This window comes from Thalassobaculum litoreum DSM 18839 (genome assembly GCF_900102465.1).
In the GTDB taxonomy this organism is placed as follows: Bacteria; Pseudomonadota; Alphaproteobacteria; order Thalassobaculales; family Thalassobaculaceae; genus Thalassobaculum; species Thalassobaculum litoreum.
Genome location: NZ_FNBW01000008.1, coordinates 156,661 through 172,049, shown reverse-complemented (window position 1 = coordinate 172,049; position 15,389 = coordinate 156,661). Strand labels below are relative to the sequence as shown.

At 67.5% G+C, this 15,389-nt stretch carries 15 protein-coding genes, 1 tRNA gene and 1 pseudogene; 11 read left to right on the top strand and 6 right to left on the bottom strand.

Translation table 11 applies throughout. From position 1 onward, the window contains the following. Window positions 1–43: 43 nt before the first annotated feature. Entirely contained in the window at window positions 44–1,060 is a 1,017-nt protein-coding gene (gene fliG, locus BLS34_RS14355; protein WP_084618733.1) for a flagellar motor switch protein FliG, read from the bottom strand. A 125-nt stretch (window positions 1,061–1,185) separates the two neighbouring features. Further along, window positions 1,186–2,013: a DUF547 domain-containing protein gene (locus BLS34_RS14350; protein WP_093151276.1), complete on the bottom strand. Its 828-nt coding sequence runs from the start codon at window positions 2,011–2,013 to the stop codon at window positions 1,186–1,188. 70 nt (window positions 2,014–2,083) lie between these two features. Here BLS34_RS14350 and BLS34_RS14345 point away from each other — a divergent pair, with 70 nt between their 5' ends. The 4 genes from BLS34_RS14345 (at window position 2,084) to BLS34_RS14330 (ending at window position 5,748) form a co-directional block, all read left to right on the top strand. After that, window positions 2,084–3,031, top strand: coding sequence for an AEC family transporter (locus BLS34_RS14345; RefSeq protein ID WP_175474233.1), 948 nt, complete (start codon window positions 2,084–2,086; stop codon window positions 3,029–3,031). 2 nt (window positions 3,032–3,033) lie between these two features. After that, window positions 3,034–3,723, top strand: a complete 690-nt coding sequence (locus BLS34_RS14340) for an HNH endonuclease family protein (protein WP_215906114.1) — start codon at window positions 3,034–3,036, stop codon at window positions 3,721–3,723. Between the two features lie 63 nt (window positions 3,724–3,786). Beyond that, window positions 3,787–4,443, top strand: a complete 657-nt coding sequence (locus tag BLS34_RS14335; RefSeq protein ID WP_093151271.1) for a glutathione S-transferase family protein — start codon at window positions 3,787–3,789, stop codon at window positions 4,441–4,443. Window positions 4,444–4,533: 90 nt separating this feature from the next. Continuing rightward, complete coding sequence (locus BLS34_RS14330) at window positions 4,534–5,748, top strand: MalY/PatB family protein (RefSeq protein WP_093151267.1); 1,215 nt, start codon at window positions 4,534–4,536, stop codon at window positions 5,746–5,748. Between the two features lie 78 nt (window positions 5,749–5,826). On the opposite strand, the gene BLS34_RS14325 is transcribed toward BLS34_RS14330, so the two are convergent. Then, complete coding sequence (locus BLS34_RS14325; protein ID WP_028793609.1) at window positions 5,827–6,258, bottom strand: CBS domain-containing protein; 432 nt, start codon at window positions 6,256–6,258, stop codon at window positions 5,827–5,829. Between the two features lie 243 nt (window positions 6,259–6,501). Here BLS34_RS14325 and BLS34_RS14320 point away from each other — a divergent pair. Next, window positions 6,502–6,578, top strand: a tRNA-Arg gene (locus tag BLS34_RS14320). A 110-nt stretch (window positions 6,579–6,688) separates the two neighbouring features. Here the strand turns inward: BLS34_RS14320 and BLS34_RS14315 are convergent. Beyond that, entirely contained in the window at window positions 6,689–7,507 is an 819-nt protein-coding gene (locus tag BLS34_RS14315; RefSeq protein WP_038013787.1) for a DUF1206 domain-containing protein, read from the bottom strand. 238 nt (window positions 7,508–7,745) lie between these two features. Here BLS34_RS14315 and BLS34_RS14310 point away from each other — a divergent pair, with 238 nt between their 5' ends. Together BLS34_RS14310 and BLS34_RS14305 are read left to right on the top strand one after the other, a co-directional pair. Further along, on the top strand, window positions 7,746–8,429 hold the full coding sequence (locus BLS34_RS14310) for a PAS domain-containing protein (RefSeq protein WP_028793608.1): 684 nt from the start codon (window positions 7,746–7,748) through the stop codon (window positions 8,427–8,429). Window positions 8,430–8,485: 56 nt separating this feature from the next. Next, on the top strand, window positions 8,486–9,190 hold the full coding sequence (locus BLS34_RS14305; protein ID WP_093151264.1) for a PAS domain-containing protein: 705 nt from the start codon (window positions 8,486–8,488) through the stop codon (window positions 9,188–9,190). Between the two features lie 48 nt (window positions 9,191–9,238). On the opposite strand, the gene BLS34_RS14300 is transcribed toward BLS34_RS14305, so the two are convergent. After that, entirely contained in the window at window positions 9,239–9,895 is a 657-nt protein-coding gene (locus tag BLS34_RS14300) for a glutathione S-transferase family protein (protein WP_093151263.1), read from the bottom strand. Between the two features lie 74 nt (window positions 9,896–9,969). Further along, window positions 9,970–11,160: a class I SAM-dependent rRNA methyltransferase gene (locus BLS34_RS14295; RefSeq protein WP_093151260.1), complete on the bottom strand. Its 1,191-nt coding sequence runs from the start codon at window positions 11,158–11,160 to the stop codon at window positions 9,970–9,972. Window positions 11,161–11,253: 93 nt separating this feature from the next. Between BLS34_RS14295 and BLS34_RS14290 the strand changes: the two genes are divergently transcribed. The 4 genes and pseudogenes from BLS34_RS14290 (at window position 11,254) to BLS34_RS14275 (ending at window position 15,322) form a co-directional block, all read left to right on the top strand. Beyond that, window positions 11,254–11,907, top strand: coding sequence for a hypothetical protein (locus tag BLS34_RS14290; RefSeq protein ID WP_028793605.1), 654 nt, complete (start codon window positions 11,254–11,256; stop codon window positions 11,905–11,907). Between the two features lie 198 nt (window positions 11,908–12,105). After that, a pseudogene (locus BLS34_RS14285) lies at window positions 12,106–13,332 on the top strand (Re/Si-specific NAD(P)(+) transhydrogenase subunit alpha); the annotation flags it as partial. Between the two features lie 135 nt (window positions 13,333–13,467). Continuing rightward, window positions 13,468–13,911 (top strand): NAD(P) transhydrogenase subunit alpha part 2, encoded by a 444-nt coding sequence (locus BLS34_RS14280; RefSeq protein ID WP_028793604.1) that lies wholly within the window; start codon window positions 13,468–13,470, stop codon window positions 13,909–13,911. 16 nt (window positions 13,912–13,927) lie between these two features. Next, on the top strand, window positions 13,928–15,322 hold the full coding sequence (locus BLS34_RS14275) for an NAD(P)(+) transhydrogenase (Re/Si-specific) subunit beta (protein WP_093151253.1): 1,395 nt from the start codon (window positions 13,928–13,930) through the stop codon (window positions 15,320–15,322). Window positions 15,323–15,389 lie beyond the last annotated feature (67 nt).

The following is a 15,389-nucleotide window of genomic DNA, read 5'->3' as shown; positions in this document are numbered from 1 at the left end:
TGGCCGATTTGTCCTAACGATTCCCGGCCAGGTCCCGCGGCGTTCAGTAGACCAGCTGGTCGTCGCCGCCCGAACCGCCCAGCACGATCTCGCCGCGGTCGGCCAGGTCCTTGGCCGACTGCACCATGGCGTTCTGCGCATCCTCCACGTCCTTCAGCCGGATCGGCCCCATGGACTGCATGTCCTCGCGCAGCAGCTTGCCGGCGCGTTCCGACATGTTGGAGAAAAACAGGTCGCGCAGCTCCTCCGACGCCCCCTTCAGGGCAATGGTCATCTTGTCCTTGTCGACCGCGCGCAGCAGGGTCTGCACGCCGGCCGGGTCGAGGCGGTTGAGGTCCTCGAAGGTGAACATCAGCGAGCGGATCTTCTCCGCGCTGTCCTTGTTGCGCTCTTCCAGGGCCGACAGGAACCGGCTCTCGGTGGCGCGGTCCAGGCTGTTGAAGATCTCGGCCATCATCTCGTGGCTGTCGCGCCGGTTGGTGCGCGCCAGGTTGGACATGAACTCGGTGCGCAGCACCCGCTCCACGTCGCGCTCGATCTCCTTGTTGACCGCTTCCATGCGCAGCATGCGCATGACCACTTCCATGGCGAAGTTCTCGGGCAGGGTCGCCAGTACCTTGGCGGCGTGCAACTGGCTGATCTTGGCCAGGATGACGGCGACGGTCTGCGGGTATTCGTTCTTCAGGTAGTTCGCCAGAACGTTCTCGTTCACGTTGGCGAGCTTGTCCCACATGGTGCGACCGGCCGGGCCGCGGATCTCCTCCATGATGTCGGCGACACGGTCCTCGCCGAGCACCTTGGTCAGGAGCCGCTCGGTACTGTCGAGCGAGCCGACCAGCGAGCCGGTGGAGGACACCTGCTCGGCGAATTCGACAAACAACCTTTCGACGATATTCGAAGAAACGGTTCCGAGACCGGCCATGACCTGGGAGATCTCCTTGATCTCCTCGTCGTCCATCTGGCTGAACAGCGCGGCGGCCTGCTGCTCGCCCAGGGACATCAACAGGATGGCAGCCTTCTCGGGCCCATTGATTCCGCGGTAATCCTCACGAACGCGCATGATCTCTCCGGCCTCTGGCGCCGATTCCGTCCGAATATGGGGTCACTCAGCTTCTGAACAATAAATCCCTACATGCGACGGGTACATATATCAAATTACCTTACAATGTCGACGCCCAACGCCCGCTAGACTTGAAAAGCGTTCAGCCGGCGGTCGTCCATCCAGACAACCTGCGGATTTCGCGCGAGCACTGCGCGGAGTTCCGCCTCGGCATAGAGATCGATGCTGGCGAAGACGGCCTGGAGCGTGCCGCCGAAATCCTCCATGTGGCGCCGCCAGAGGCTGTTCAGGCGGACAATGCCGGGCCGGTCCGCCGGCCGGTCCACCGCCCGCGGATGGGCGACATACTCGATGGCCGCGTCCTCCAGGCGCCGGTCCACGTCGGCACCGGCAAAGGCGCGGCGGCGCAGGCTCGGCGCGCCCAGGGTGCCGTCGCACAACCCGTAATGCCAGCGCGGGTCGTGGAACACCGGCGCCAGCACCTCGCGGCGGATCCCGGCCAGCGAGACATCCCGCCCCTCGACCCGCACCAGCGGCACGTCCCAGGGGCCACGCGGGAACAGGCCGCCGGTCCGGATATCGTCCGGGCTGCCCACGATCAGGTGATCCAGGACCAAGCGCACCACCAGGGCATTATACAGGTTCAACCAGAACGCCAGCTGCTCGCGCCGCGACAGCGACGCCACGGGCAGCGCCGACTGCTCGCGGACATAGGCTTCCAGCAGCTCCCGGTCGGCGGTCGAGAACCGGGTGTAGTCGACCCGGGTGATGCCGTCGGGCCAGTCGCGGGTGTTTCGGTCGAGGATGACCTGCCAGACCCGGTGATCGACAACCCGGGGCGACAGCGGGTCGTGGCGGTGCCAGATCTCCGGTCCCGGCCCGCCAGCACAGGCGGCGACAGGCAGAACCGCCAGAGCGGCAATCAGGTCTCGGCGCGGCATTCCTCTCGGCATGGGCGCAGTCTACGCGTTGACGCGCCGCCACGACCATCGCTACATGGCGCGTCTTCCCGGGAGCCGACGCTTGGATGCCATCCTCAATGCCGTCGTTCCTCTGTTCGCCGTGATCTTCGCCGGCTTCATCGCCGGCAAGACCCGCGTGCTGGCGGAGGAATGGGTACGCGGCCTGAACGTCTTCGTCTTCACCTTCGCCATGCCGCCGATGCTGTTCCGGCTGATGGCGACGACCGACGTCACCGCGATCGGCGAATGGTCGTTCGTGGCCGGATTCTTCTACAGCGAGGTGCTGGTCTTCACCGCCGGTGCCGTGCTGGGCGGGCTGCTGTTCCGCCAGCGGTTCGCCGAGATGACCATGCAGGGTTTCGGATCCTGCTTCTCCAACGGCGTGCTCCTGGCTCTGCCCCTGCTGATCGGCCTGTTCGGAGAGAAGGGCGCGACCCCGGCCGTCCTGCTGTTCACCCTGGACGTGCTGCTGTTCAGCATCGTCACCATGATGCTGGAGATCGCCCGCAGCGGCGACCGACCGGGCGGCGGATGGCGGGCGGTGCGCCAGTCGCTGCGGGCCATGCTGAAGAACCCGATCCTGATGTCGACCCTGCTCGGCATCCTGTGGGGCATCGCCGGCCTGCCGCTGCCCGATCTGGTCGACAAGAGCTTCGGCTTCATCGGACAGGCCGGCCCGCCCTCGGCCCTGTTCGCGCTCGGCGCCACGCTGGCCTACCGCCGGGTCGCCGGCAGTGTCGGTCCGGCCGCCATGATGGTGATCTTCAAGCTGTTCATCCACCCGGCGGTCACCTTCGTGATCCTCGCCTATGTGGTCGGCGCCGATCCGTTCTGGGTCCAGGCCGCGGTGATCTTCGCCGCCTGTCCGGTCGGCGCCAACGTCTATGTCTTCGCCCAGCATTACGGCATCTCGGTCACCGCCGCCTCGGCCGGTATTCTGGCGGCCACCGGCCTGTCGCTGCTGACCGTGACCGGCCTGCTGATCCTCTACCCGCCGATCGGAGTCTGACCATGGCGCCCCGGCGCGCTGGACCTCGCTCCACCCCCCGCTCCCGCAAATCTGCGAACCACCAGCGCACCGGCTTCTGGAGGCGCCGGACCGGCCGCTGGTCGCGCTGGGCGGTGGTGATCGCCGCCCTGGTCGCCGCCGTCGCGGGGCTGCGCCAGTCCGAACTGTTCTACCCCGTCGACGAACCGTTCGAGCGGGACCTCTACCGGCATTGGAGCGATGCCGACGGCGACTGCCGGGACACCCGCCAGGAGGTGCTGGTCGCCGAGAGCCTGGACCCGCCGGCGATGAGCGCCGATGGCTGCAAGGTCGTCTCCGGCCGCTGGTACGACCCGTTCACCGGCGCCACCTTCACCGACCCGGGCGACCTGGACGTCGACCATCGGGTTCCGCTGTCGGAAGCGCACCGGTCCGGCGCTCATCGCTGGGATGCGGCCCGGCGCGAGGCCTATGCCAACGACCTGTCCCACCCGGACACGCTGATCGCCGTCGACAAGAGCGCCAACCGATCGAAGGGCGACGGCGACCCGCTGTCCTGGATGCCGCCGGAGTGGGGGTACTGGTGCCCCTATACCGCCCGCTGGCGCGCCACCAAGCAGCGCTGGGAACTGCAGGAGGATCTGCTGGAGGGGTGGTGGATTGACGCCGTGCTCGCCGGCTGCAAACTGCTGGGTCGACCGACGGGTCCATGACGGGACACGGTCCCACAATCGGCCTCCCGGCGGAAAGGAGACCACGGCAAGGGACAACCGGACATGACCGAGCTGATCCTCACCACTTTCGACTGGGTGCCGGAGCCGCCGCGGGGCTTGGTGCGCGACCTGCGCATCCGTTGGGCGCTGGAGGAGGCCGGTCTGGCGTACCGGGTGGAGAGCGTGCCCTTCGACGATCGGGGAACGGAGCATTTCGCCCACCAACCCTTCGGCCAGGTCCCGTGGCTGACCGACGGCGATCTGTCGATCTTCGAGACCGGCGCCATCCTGCTCCACCTGGGCGGACTGAGCGAGGCGCTGCTGCCGGGCGAGCGCGGGCGGCGCAGCGACGTGGTGCAATGGCTGTTCGCCGCCCTGAATTCCGTCGAGATGGCGGCCCTGCCCTGGGTTCTGTACAGGTTCACCGGCGACACGACGGACACGCCCGGACGCCAGCTTCTCGAGTCGTTCCAGGCCGGCCGGCTCAAGCACATGGAAGCGGTGCTGGCGGACCGGGAGTGGCTGTCCGGCGGCTTCTCCGTCGCCGACATCCTGATGGCCGACGTGCTGCGGATGGTCGATCGATTCGACGGGCTGTCCGGACATCCCGGCTGCCGCGCGTATGTCGCCCGAGCCACCGGCCGGCCGGCCTTCGTGAAGGCCCATGGCGACCAACTCGCCCATTTCGCCGCGGCGGATGCCCTCCGCAAGCAGCAATAGGGCGTCCGGAAGGCCGTTGGCCTATTCTGTTCAGCGGTCGACTGTGGTCCTCTATCGCCACGTTCCGCCCCACTCAAGGGATACCGCCGCATGCCGTTCGACTTCGACGAGATCATCGACCGCGAGAACACCCACTCGGTCAAATGGGACTATCACAACCACGGCGGTTTCGCGGCCTGGGACAAGACCTATGGGCACAACGGCGCCGACCGGGTGCTGCCGATGTGGGTGGCCGACATGGATTTCCGCTGCCCGCCGGCGGTGACCAAGGCGCTGGGCGACCTCGCCGCCCACGGGATCTTCGGCTACTCGGCCAAGACCGACGATTATGTCGAGGCCGTCTGCACCTGGTTCCGCACCCGCCAGGGCTGGGACGCCCAGGGCGAGTGGCTGATCACCGCGCCGGGCGTGGTGCCGACCCTGAACGTGGTGGTGCGCGCCTTCACCCAGCCCGGCGACAAGGTGATCGTGCAGCGGCCGGTCTACTACCCGTTCTTCCGGGTGACGACCAACAACGGCTGCGAGGTGGTCTCCAACTCGCTGATCCTGGAGGACGGCGCCTACCGCATGGATCTGGAGGATCTGGAAGCGAAGGCCAAGGACCCGAAGGCCAGGCTGCTGATCCTGTGCTCGCCGCACAACCCGATCGGCCGGGTCTGGAGCGCCGAGGAACAGAGCGCAGTCGCCGAGATCTGCGCCCGCCACGGGGTCATCGTGGTGGCCGACGAGATCCACGGCGACCTGATGTTCCCGGGCGAGACCTTCACGCCCTTCGCCACCCTCGGCGACACCGCGGCCCAGAACACCATCGTCTGCACCGCGCCGTCGAAGACCTTCAACCTGGCCGGCCTGCACACCTCGAACATCTTCATCCCGAACCCGGCCCTGCGGGAGCAGTTCGCGGCGACCTACGCGCTGCACACCCTGCCGGGGATGAACCCGTTCGGCATCGCCGCCACCATGGCCGCCTATCGCGGGGCCGGCGAGTGGCTCGACGCGGTGATGGCCTATGTCGCCGGCAACGCAGACCGGCTGATCGCCTTCTTCGGGCAGGAGGTGCCGGAGATCCGCGCGATCCGGCCGCAGGGCACCTACCTGCAATGGTTCGACTGCCGCGCCCTCGGCCTGGACAAGGACGCGCTTGAGGACCTGATGCTGAACCGGGCCAGGGTCTATTTCGACGAAGGCTATATCTTCGGCGACGAGGGCGCGGGCTTCGAGCGCATCAACCTCGCCTGCCCGCGCAGCGTGCTCGACGAGGCGCTGGTGCGGATCCGCGACGCCGTCCGGGCTCATCGCGCCTGAAAAGACGCATAGTCGCCCCCTCGAATTGCCTTCCAAGAGGGCGCAGGAGGCGACGCAGAAGACGAGAAGGGCCGGCGCTCAGCCGCCGGCCACATAGGCCGATAGCTGACGGACCTCCTCCTCGGTCTCCTCCAGGCGGAACTTCACCACGTCGCCGATCGAGACCATGCCGGCGAGCCGTCCCTCCTCCAGCACAGGCACGTGCCGGAAGCGGCCCTGGGTCATCATCTCCATCACATCGGCGATGGTCTGGCTCGGGCTGCAGGTCACGACCTTGGCGGTCATCAGGGCGCTGACCGGCTCGTCGAGCACGTCGCCGCCCTGCTGGGCCAGCACGCGCACCACGTCGCGCTCCGACAGGATGCCGGCGAGCGCGCCGCCATCGGTGGTGACGACGATGCAGCCGATGCGCTTTTCCGCGAGGGTGGCGACCGCGACCCCGACGGGCGTATCCGGCGCCACGGTCACGACGTTCTTGCCCTTGGTCTTCAGGATGTCGGAAACAATCATCTCTACCTCCCGCTTGGCGAAGCGGGCGGGCCGGTCTGGCGACCCATCGGAACGACGCTGCGTCATCGTCGGCGGCTCGGCGACGGCTCGGCCGCGCCCATTCCGAGGCAGCTAGAACGGCCCGATCCCGTCGCAAATGCCCAATTGGCCGGGCCTTGGCGTCATGATCCGCCCGATTGCCGCCCCATGCAAGCGCCTCGACGGTGGCACCGTCGCCCGGCCTGCGGTAGAACAGCACCGGCTGTCCTCGTAGCTCAGCTGGATAGAGCACCAGATTCCTAATCTGGGGGTCACAGGTTCGAATCCTGTCGGGGACACCATTCCATCTCCCGGACGCCGTCCCCGGCTGAAACCGCGACCGACGGGACCTTCCGCCGCTCGGACCGGCCCCTTCCGGAGCAACCGACCGCCCGGCCCGCAGCGCAGGGCGTCAGCCGCCGGTGGCCTGGGCGCGCAGTCGGTCGATCACGTTGTCGTCGGTGATCCGGCGATGCACCGCCTCCACGAAGCTCGACAGGCCGAACATCAGCAGGCCGACCGCCACGATCCCCAGCAGCCAGGGACCGTAGGGCTGCTTCTGCAGTTCCCGCAGCGCCTCGGCAAGGCCGCCAGCCTGACTGGGATCGGTGTTCCAGCCGGCGCTCACCAAAAACACCGCCACCAGGGTCAGCACGAAGGCACGGGCGGCATAGCCCGCGCGGCCGACCGCCTCGGCCGTCGCGTGCGTCTCACCCGAGATCGTGAGGTCGTCCATGAAGTCGGCGGTCCAGGCGGACTTGGCCTGGGCAAGAGCGACGCCGAACACGACGGCGCCGATCGCCATCACCATCCACGGGCCGTAGGGCTGCCGCATCAGCCAGGCGGTCCAGCCGTTCATGTCTCCGCCCGACAGGGTCAACCCGATCGCGAGGGCCGCGGCATAGATCGCCAGACCGATATGGATGACCGCGCCGACGATCCGGCCGGTCCGCACCACCATCCCGCGGGCGTCGTCACCGATGTCGTTCAGGTCCAGGATCGCCTCCACCAAGCGGAACAGCCCGTAGAACAGCAGCCCGAGCGCCATGGCACCGAGCATCGCCCAGCCGAACGGCCCTCCGACCAGGCTGTGCAGGGCGCCCTTGGTGTCCGTGGGAACGCCGAGGCCAAGCGCCGAGCGGATGGCGAACCAACCGACCAGCAGATAGACGACGCCGTGCGCCGCAAAGCCTATGCGGCCGAAAGTCTCCAGTCGGTAGACCCGGTCCATAGGGCTCTCCTTGACACTTGTTCGGGCAGTAACGCGCGAGACCGGGCCGCGGTTGCCTGCGAAAGGCGTCCGGCGCCGGCTCGCCCCGTCGCGATCGCCCCAACGCCATCGCCGCGCATCCCGGCCGCGGCGTTATGGAAATCCTTGGAAATTACTCTTCTAGGTTTTTTTATTGTTATTTTTCATCCGATTTGGTTCTCCGTCATGATTCCTGCACGGCACCCGCCCGGCGCATTCGATGACTTCGGTCGTCCGCATTGGACGGCGCTCGCTGATCGTGAATACTGCAGAGATCGCGTTCGTCCCGAGGGGTGGCATGCAGGCCTCTGACCACACCGACAGCCACTCCCTCCCGGGCCCGGCCGGGCTCTGCGCCGATATCTTCGAGCATTGGCAGGCGCTCGTCCGGAACAGCGAGGCTGCGCTCGGTATCCCGATACGCGATCAGATCGACCTGCTCACGCTGCCGAAATCCACCCGAGGCAACTTCTTCCTGATCGAGCGGCGGGGGGACCGCTATCTCGTGCGTCTGGCCGCGACGACCCTGGTCGACAACATGGGCACGGAGACGACGGGGAAGTATCTCGACGAGCTCATGCGCGCGGAGATCTACCCGGCGCGTCGGGCCCTGTTTGATTTATGTGTACAGCAGGGCTGTCCCGTCTACTATGGCGCGACTCTCGCCGCCCCGTCCCGGGGGCACATCGCCTTTCGTAGGATCCTTCTTCCCTTGCGCAGCGCAGCCCGTGCCGAAATCGATCTGGTGTGTGGCGTGATGGAATTTCTCTCTGCTCAGGAACTCTCCGATGGCCCGTCGACCTCTCCTATCTCCGGCCCCCACGACCCCACCGATGACAAGGGTTTGGTTTTCCGGAGAATCTTCAGAGCGGACCAGTGGATTGACTGGTCGGACGCCCCGTAGGGGCACGGCGGCCCACCCGTTTTCCGTTAACGAGTCGTTAACCTTTCTGCACAAAGATGCGATCCGGGTCGGCAGCACGCGCCCCCGCGACCGTCTTGCTCGCGGGGACTCTGTCTCTCCTATCGGTTGTTATAATATGGAGCGGGGCGTTGTCAGAAACCGGCTACCCCGGTGAGATAAGGACCGCGGGCATCGCTCCGGACGGCCTGTGCGCCGATCTTTTCAGCCACTGGCTGGAGCTCTGCGCCGCCTCATCCGCTCCCGACCGAATCCCCGTGCGATCCCAGATCGACATGCTGACCCTGCCGACGCAGGTCCTGCCCTGGTTCTTTCTGCAGGAACGGCGCGACGGCCGGTACCAGAGCATCATCGCCGGCACCAGGCTGACCGATGAATTCGGCTTCGAGCCGAGGGGCCGGTTCATGGACGAGCTGCTGTCCAATGCCGTCTATCACGCCCGCAGCAAGATGTTCGATACCTGCCTGGAGGTCGGCCTGCCGTTCTATTACCGCGGCAGCCTGTCGAAGCCGGCCGACCGGTATGTGGGCTTTCAGCGCCTGCTCCTGCCGCTGCGCGCCACCGAGGACGCGCCGGTCTGCATGCTGTTCGGCGTGCTGCGGTTCTACGAGAGAACCGCCCTCAGCGACCGCGAGCTGCGGCTGATGGAATTCGACGCCGGCAGCCTGTTCCACTGCAGCACCTACGAGAACGGGTGCTGGCTCTCCTGGCCGCCGGGAACCGCCGCTCACCCCGGGCGCTGATCCCGGGCACCGATCCCAGGCCCTGATCCCAGGCGTCGATCCCCGATATCAGACCGACCAGTCGGGCACGATGCTGTGCGCACAGGCCCGCTGCCAACTCTCGCGCTGCCGCAAGGCCGTCATCGCCCGTGCCAGCGCGGGTGCCGGCTCCAACAGCGTCCCGGCCCCGTCGATCAGCGTGAGCACGTCGAGCGTGCAGACCAGCACGATATCGGCGAGCGACAGGCGGTCGCCGACCAGATGGCCCTGGGCCGCGTATTGCCGCTCCAGCACTGCGATATCCCGCGCCGCCGCCTTGCGCGCCCGGGCGATCCGCGCTTCGTCGACCGTCCGGTCGGGACCGCTGGGAAAGACCTGTTCCAGCGCCCATTCCCGCACGATATGGCGATCGACCGTGCCCATCACCGCGTTGAACCATTGATCCAGGCGGATCCGGTCCAGCGGGTCGGACGGTTGCAGGGCCTCGGGCTCGCCGAAGGTGAGATCGATATAGCGCATGATCGCCAGGCTCTCGAACAGCACGAGGTCGCCGTGGCGCATCACCGGCACCTTGCCGAAGGGCGAGATCGCCTGCATCTCGCGCGAACGCATGTCGCGGAGCCCAGTCAGAGCGGCCTCGTAGGACGCCCCCTTCTCCAGAGCGGTCATGGCGCAGGCCCGCACGAAATTCGAGTGGGGCAGGCCATAGAGAACGATGTCGGCCATCCGATCCCCGCGCTGTTCGTTTCCGGTCGCCCGCGCGCCCGCTCAGTCGAGCGCGAAGACACCCGCGCGCCCGCTCAGTCGAGCGCGAAGACAATGGCCTTCAGATAGGCACTCTCCGGCAGATGTGCATGGACCGGATGGTCCGGCCCCGCACCGGCCGAGCGCAGCAGCCGTCCCTGGCGCTCCGCGTCGCCGAGGCCCCGGGCGTTCTGCTGGGCGAAGGAGACCGGATCCATGTGGTGCGAACACGAGGCCAGCAGCAGCACGCCGCCCGGCGCGGTGATCTGCGCGGTCATGCGGGCGAGCTTGCGATAGGCCTTGGCCGCCGGGCCGACATCCTTCTTGGACCGCGCGAAGGCCGGCGGATCGCAGACCACGATGTCGTATTGCTCGCCGGTCTTCACCAGGTGCTCCAGGGCCGCGAAGGCATCGGCCTTGCGCGTGGTGACGCGGTCCGCCACACCGCTCAGCTCCGCCGCCTGGGCCGCCTGCGCCAGGGCCGGCCCGGCCCGGTCGATCAGGTCGACCGACGCCGCTCCGGCCACCGCCGCCTGAATGCCGAAGCCGCCGGTATGGGCATAGAGATCCAGCACCCGGGCGCCGCCGGCCAGACGGGCGACGAAGGCGCGGTTGTCGCGGTGGTCGTAGAACCAGCCGGTCTTCTGCCCGCCCATCGGGTCGAGCGGGAACAGGGCCCCGCCCTCGGCCACCAGGACCGGGTCCGGCACGGTGCCTTCGACCAGCCGCACCTCCTCGCCCAAGCCCTCCAGCTTGCGGACGGAACTGTCGTTGCGCAGCACGACCGCCGCCGGCGACAGGACCTGACGCACGGCCTCGGCCACCATCGGGACCATCCGGTCCATCCCGGCGGAGTTCGCCTGAATGACGACCACGTCGCCGTAGCGGTCGACGATCAGGCCGGGCAGGCCGTCCGCCTCGGCATGGACGACGCGATAATACGGCGTGTCGAACATCCGCTCGCGCCAGGCCAGCGCCGTCGCCAACCGGCCGGCGATCCAGCCGGCGTCGATCGCGACCGTCGGGTCGCGGTCCAGCATCCGCAGGGCGATCAGGCTGTGCGGGTTCATATGGGCCGAACCGACCGCGTCGCCTCCAGGGGTCTCCACCGTGACCACGGATCCCGGCGGCAGGGCCTTGGCCTCGGCCGTCATCACGATCTCGTTGGAGAAGCCCCAGGGATGACCGCGCAGCAGGCGCGCGCCGCCCCCCTTGTTGAGCCGGATGGTGGGGGTCGTGTCGGACATGGGACTCTCCGCGACGGTCGGGGCACCGGAGGCGGCACCGAATAATGGGTGCGGGTTATGGCACGACAGACCGGGCTCGCGGTACCATAAGCTATGATTCGCGCTCTGACCGCTCTCGCCCTGATCGCCGTCCTGACTGGATGCACGTCGCCGCGGACGACCATGCAGACGGGCGGACCGCCGGCCCCGCAGCTCACCCTCGTCGAGGCGGTCCCGGCCGATGCGCGCTGCCGGGCGGTCGGGCGCAGCGGCCGACGCGACATGCAGCCCGCCCCGATGAGCATCGACCCGCGCAGGTTGGGTTTCCCGGTCGAGGTGACCTGCGAGGCGCCGGGCTACCTGACGACGACCGAGATCCTCCACCCCCGTCCCCTGCCCGATGTCCTGACCGCGGCGCAGGCCCGGCGCCCGTTCTCCCCCATGGCCGACCTGGCGCCGGCCGCCGGAGCGCCGGCCGGCAGCCAGGTGCCGTTCCGCCTCATCGTACCGTTGCGGGGCGGTTTCTTCGAAACGGCGACCGACCGCGCCGCCTTTTACGAGGCGCTGCTCGACGACCGCCTGAAACGCTGGACGGCGCTGCAGCATCAGGCCGAAGCGGACTGCTCCCGGCCCGGCACGTCGCGGGCCGGCGCAAGCTCCACCTCGCCTCCGGAGGTCTGCCGTCGGGCCTATGCCTGGCTGCGCGATCAGCGCGACGCCGATCTGCGGAAGCTGGAGATCGACCGCCGCCGCGCCACGTTCCGATAGAATCCATCCCGGTTTCGTGCCGATTCCGGCTCCTGGGCGGATTTTTAGAATTATCCCATTGCCCATCACGCGCTTGTCGCTGGTACAGTCCGGTGCAGTTAACTACGTGCGGGCACGGGGTTGGCGTCCGGCTTGCGCTTTCGGCGCTCCTCCCGGCATAGCCCGTCCACGAAAAAGGGAATCCAGCGGGGACCCAAGATGAAAATCGGCATCATCAAGGAACGCCGAGAGGGCGAGAAACGCGTCGCAGCCTCTGCGGACACGGTGAAGAAATATATTCAGCTCGGCGCGGACGTCGCGATCGAGTCCGGTGCGGGTCTGTCCGCTGCCGTGACCGACGACGCCTATTCCGCCGCGGGCGCCAAGATCGTCAAGACCGCCAAGGAGGCGATCGGCGACGCCGACGTCGTCCTGAAGGTGCGAAAACCGACCCAGGACGAGATTCCGCTGCTCAAGAAGGGCGCGCTGCTGATCTCCCTGATGGAGCCGCACAAGGACAAGGCGATCGTCGACGGCATCGCCAATCAGGGCGTACGCGCCTTCGCCCTGGAGCTGGTGCCGCGGATCACCCGGGCCCAGTCCATGGACGTGCTGTCCTCGCAGTCGAACCTGGCCGGCTACAAGGCCGTGCTGGACGCCGCCGCCGTGTTCGGCCGCGCGTTTCCGATGATGATGACCGCCGCCGGCACGGTTCCGCCGGCCCGTGTCCTGGTCATGGGGGCCGGTGTCGCCGGTCTGCAGGCGATCGCCACGGCCCGGCGCCTCGGCGCCATCGTGTCGGCCACCGACGTCCGGCCGGCCGCCAAGGAACAGGTGGAGAGCCTGGGCGGAACCTTCGTCGCCGTCGAGGACGACGAGTTTAAGCAGGCCGAGACCGCCGGCGGCTACGCCAAGGAAATGAGCGACGAGTACAAGAAGAAGCAGGCGGCACTCATTGCCGAGACCATCGCCAAGCAGGACATCGTCATCACCACGGCGCTGATCCCGGGCCGTCCGGCCCCGGTGCTGGTCACCGAGGAGATGGTGAAGACCATGAAGCCGGGCTCGGTCATCGTCGATCTGGCGGTCGAGCAGGGCGGCAACTGCCCGCTGTCCAAGCCGGGCGAAGTGGTCGAAGCGCATGGCGTGACCCTGGTGGGCCACCTGAACGTGGCCAGCCGCGTGGCGGTCGACGCCAGCGCGCTCTACGCCAAGAACCTGCTCAACTTCCTCACCCCGCTGATCGACAAGGAGAGCAAGTCGATCAAGATCAACGAGGAGGATGAGATCATCAAGGCGTCCACCATCACCAATGACGGCGAGATCACCAACGACAACATCAAGGCGCTGAAGGACGAGCCGGCGGCCCCGAAATCGGCAGCCAAACCAGCGGCCAAAAAGGCGCCGGCCAAGAAGCCGGCGGCGAAGAAGGACGAGCCGAAGGCGGCCGCGGCCAAGACGGCAGACGCCAAGACGGCCGAAACCAAGACGGCCGAAACCAAGACGGCGGAAACCAAGCCCGATACGGCGCCGAAGCCGGACGGCTCCAACGGCGACGCGAAGGCGTAAGGAGGGACCCTGATGTCGGACACTTCTATCGCGGACAAGCTCAAGGACCTCGCCGAAGAGGCCCGCGAGCTTGCCTCTGACGCCGCCGATCTGGCCACCCAGGCCGGAACCGCGGCACTGGACAAGACCGTCGCGGCGACGGCCCCGGTTGGCACGGTCGCCCAGGGCGGCGGGCTCGACCCGACCGTGGTCGGGCTGACGGTGTTTGTGCTGGCCTGCTTCGTCGGCTACTACGTGGTGTGGCGGGTCACCCCGGCCCTGCACTCGCCGCTGATGGCGGTCACCAACGCGATCTCGTCGGTGATCATCGTCGGCGCGCTGATCGCGGCCGGGCCGGACAGCATGAACTTCTCATCGATCATGGGCTTCCTCGCCGTGGTGCTCGCCAGCGTGAACATCGCCGGCGGCTTCCTGGTGACCGAGCGCATGCTCGCCATGTTCAAGAAGAAGAAGTGAGGGAAGGACCCGTATCATGAGTGGCACCATCTCTTCGCTTCTATACTTGGTCTCCGGCGTCTGCTTCATCATGGCGCTGCGCGGCCTGTCGCATCCGTCCACCTCGCGGGCGGGCAACTATTACGGCATGGCCGGCATGGCCCTGGCCATCGGCACCACCCTCACCCTGCCGGTCGTGCAGTCCTACGAGGTCATCATCCTCGGCCTGCTGATCGGCGGCGCCATCGGCGCGGTGATCGCCCGCAAGATCCAGATGACCGCCCTGCCCCAGCTCGTGGCGGCGTTCCACAGCCTGGTCGGCCTCGCCGCCTGTTTCGTGGCGGCGGCCGCCTTCTACCGGCCGGACGCCTACGGCATCGGCGAGATCGGCGCGATCAAGGTCGGTTCGCTGATCGAGATGGCGATCGGTCTGGCGATCGGCGCGATCACCTTCACCGGCTCGATCATCGCCTTCGGCAAGCTGCAGGGGCTGGTCACCGGCCGCCCCTTGGTGTTCAGCGGCCAGCATCCGCTGAACGCCCTGCTCGGCATCGCCCTGGTGGTGCTGATCGTCTGGCTGTGCGCCACCCAGGATCCGACCGCCTTCTGGCTGATCTTCATCGTCGCCCTGGCGCTGGGCTTCCTGCTGATCCTGCCGATCGGCGGCGCCGACATGCCGGTGGTGGTGTCGATGCTCAACTCCTATTCGGGTTGGGCGGCGGCCGGCATCGGCTTCACGCTGGGCAACCACCTGCTGATCATCACCGGCGCGCTGGTCGGCTCCTCGGGCGCGATCCTGTCCTACATCATGTGCAAGGGCATGAACCGGTCGTTCATCAGCGTCATTCTCGGCGGCTTCGGCGGCGAGAGCGAGGCGGCGGCGGCCGGCGGACCGGGCGGCGACCGCTCGGTCAAGTCGGGCAGCGCGGAGGACGCGGCCTTCATCATGGAGGGCGCATCCTCGGTCATCATCGTCCCCGGCTACGGCATGGCGGTGGCCCAGGCGCAGCATGCGCTGCGCGAGATGGCCGACACGCTGAAGGCCAAGGGCGTGAAGGTGCGCTACGCCATCCACCCGGTGGCGGGCCGCATGCCCGGGCACATGAACGTGCTGCTGGCCGAGGCCAACGTGCCCTATGACGAGGTGCTGGAGCTGGAGGAGATCAACCGCGACTTCTCCCAGACCGACGTGGCCTTCGTGATCGGCGCCAACGACGTCACCAACCCGGCGGCCAAGACCGACCCGGCGAGCCCGATCTACGGCATGCCGATCCTGGACGTGGAGAATGCCAAGACCGTCCTGTTCGTGAAACGCTCCATGGCGTCCGGCTATGCCGGCGTGGAGAACGAGGTGTTCTTCCGCGACAACACGATGATGCTGTTCGGCGACGCCAAGAAGATGTGCGAGGAGATCGTCCAGTCGCTCGACTGACGAGCGCTCACATCTCGAAAACAAAAGGCGCCGGGGGAAACCCTCCGGCGCCTTTTTTATTCGTCAT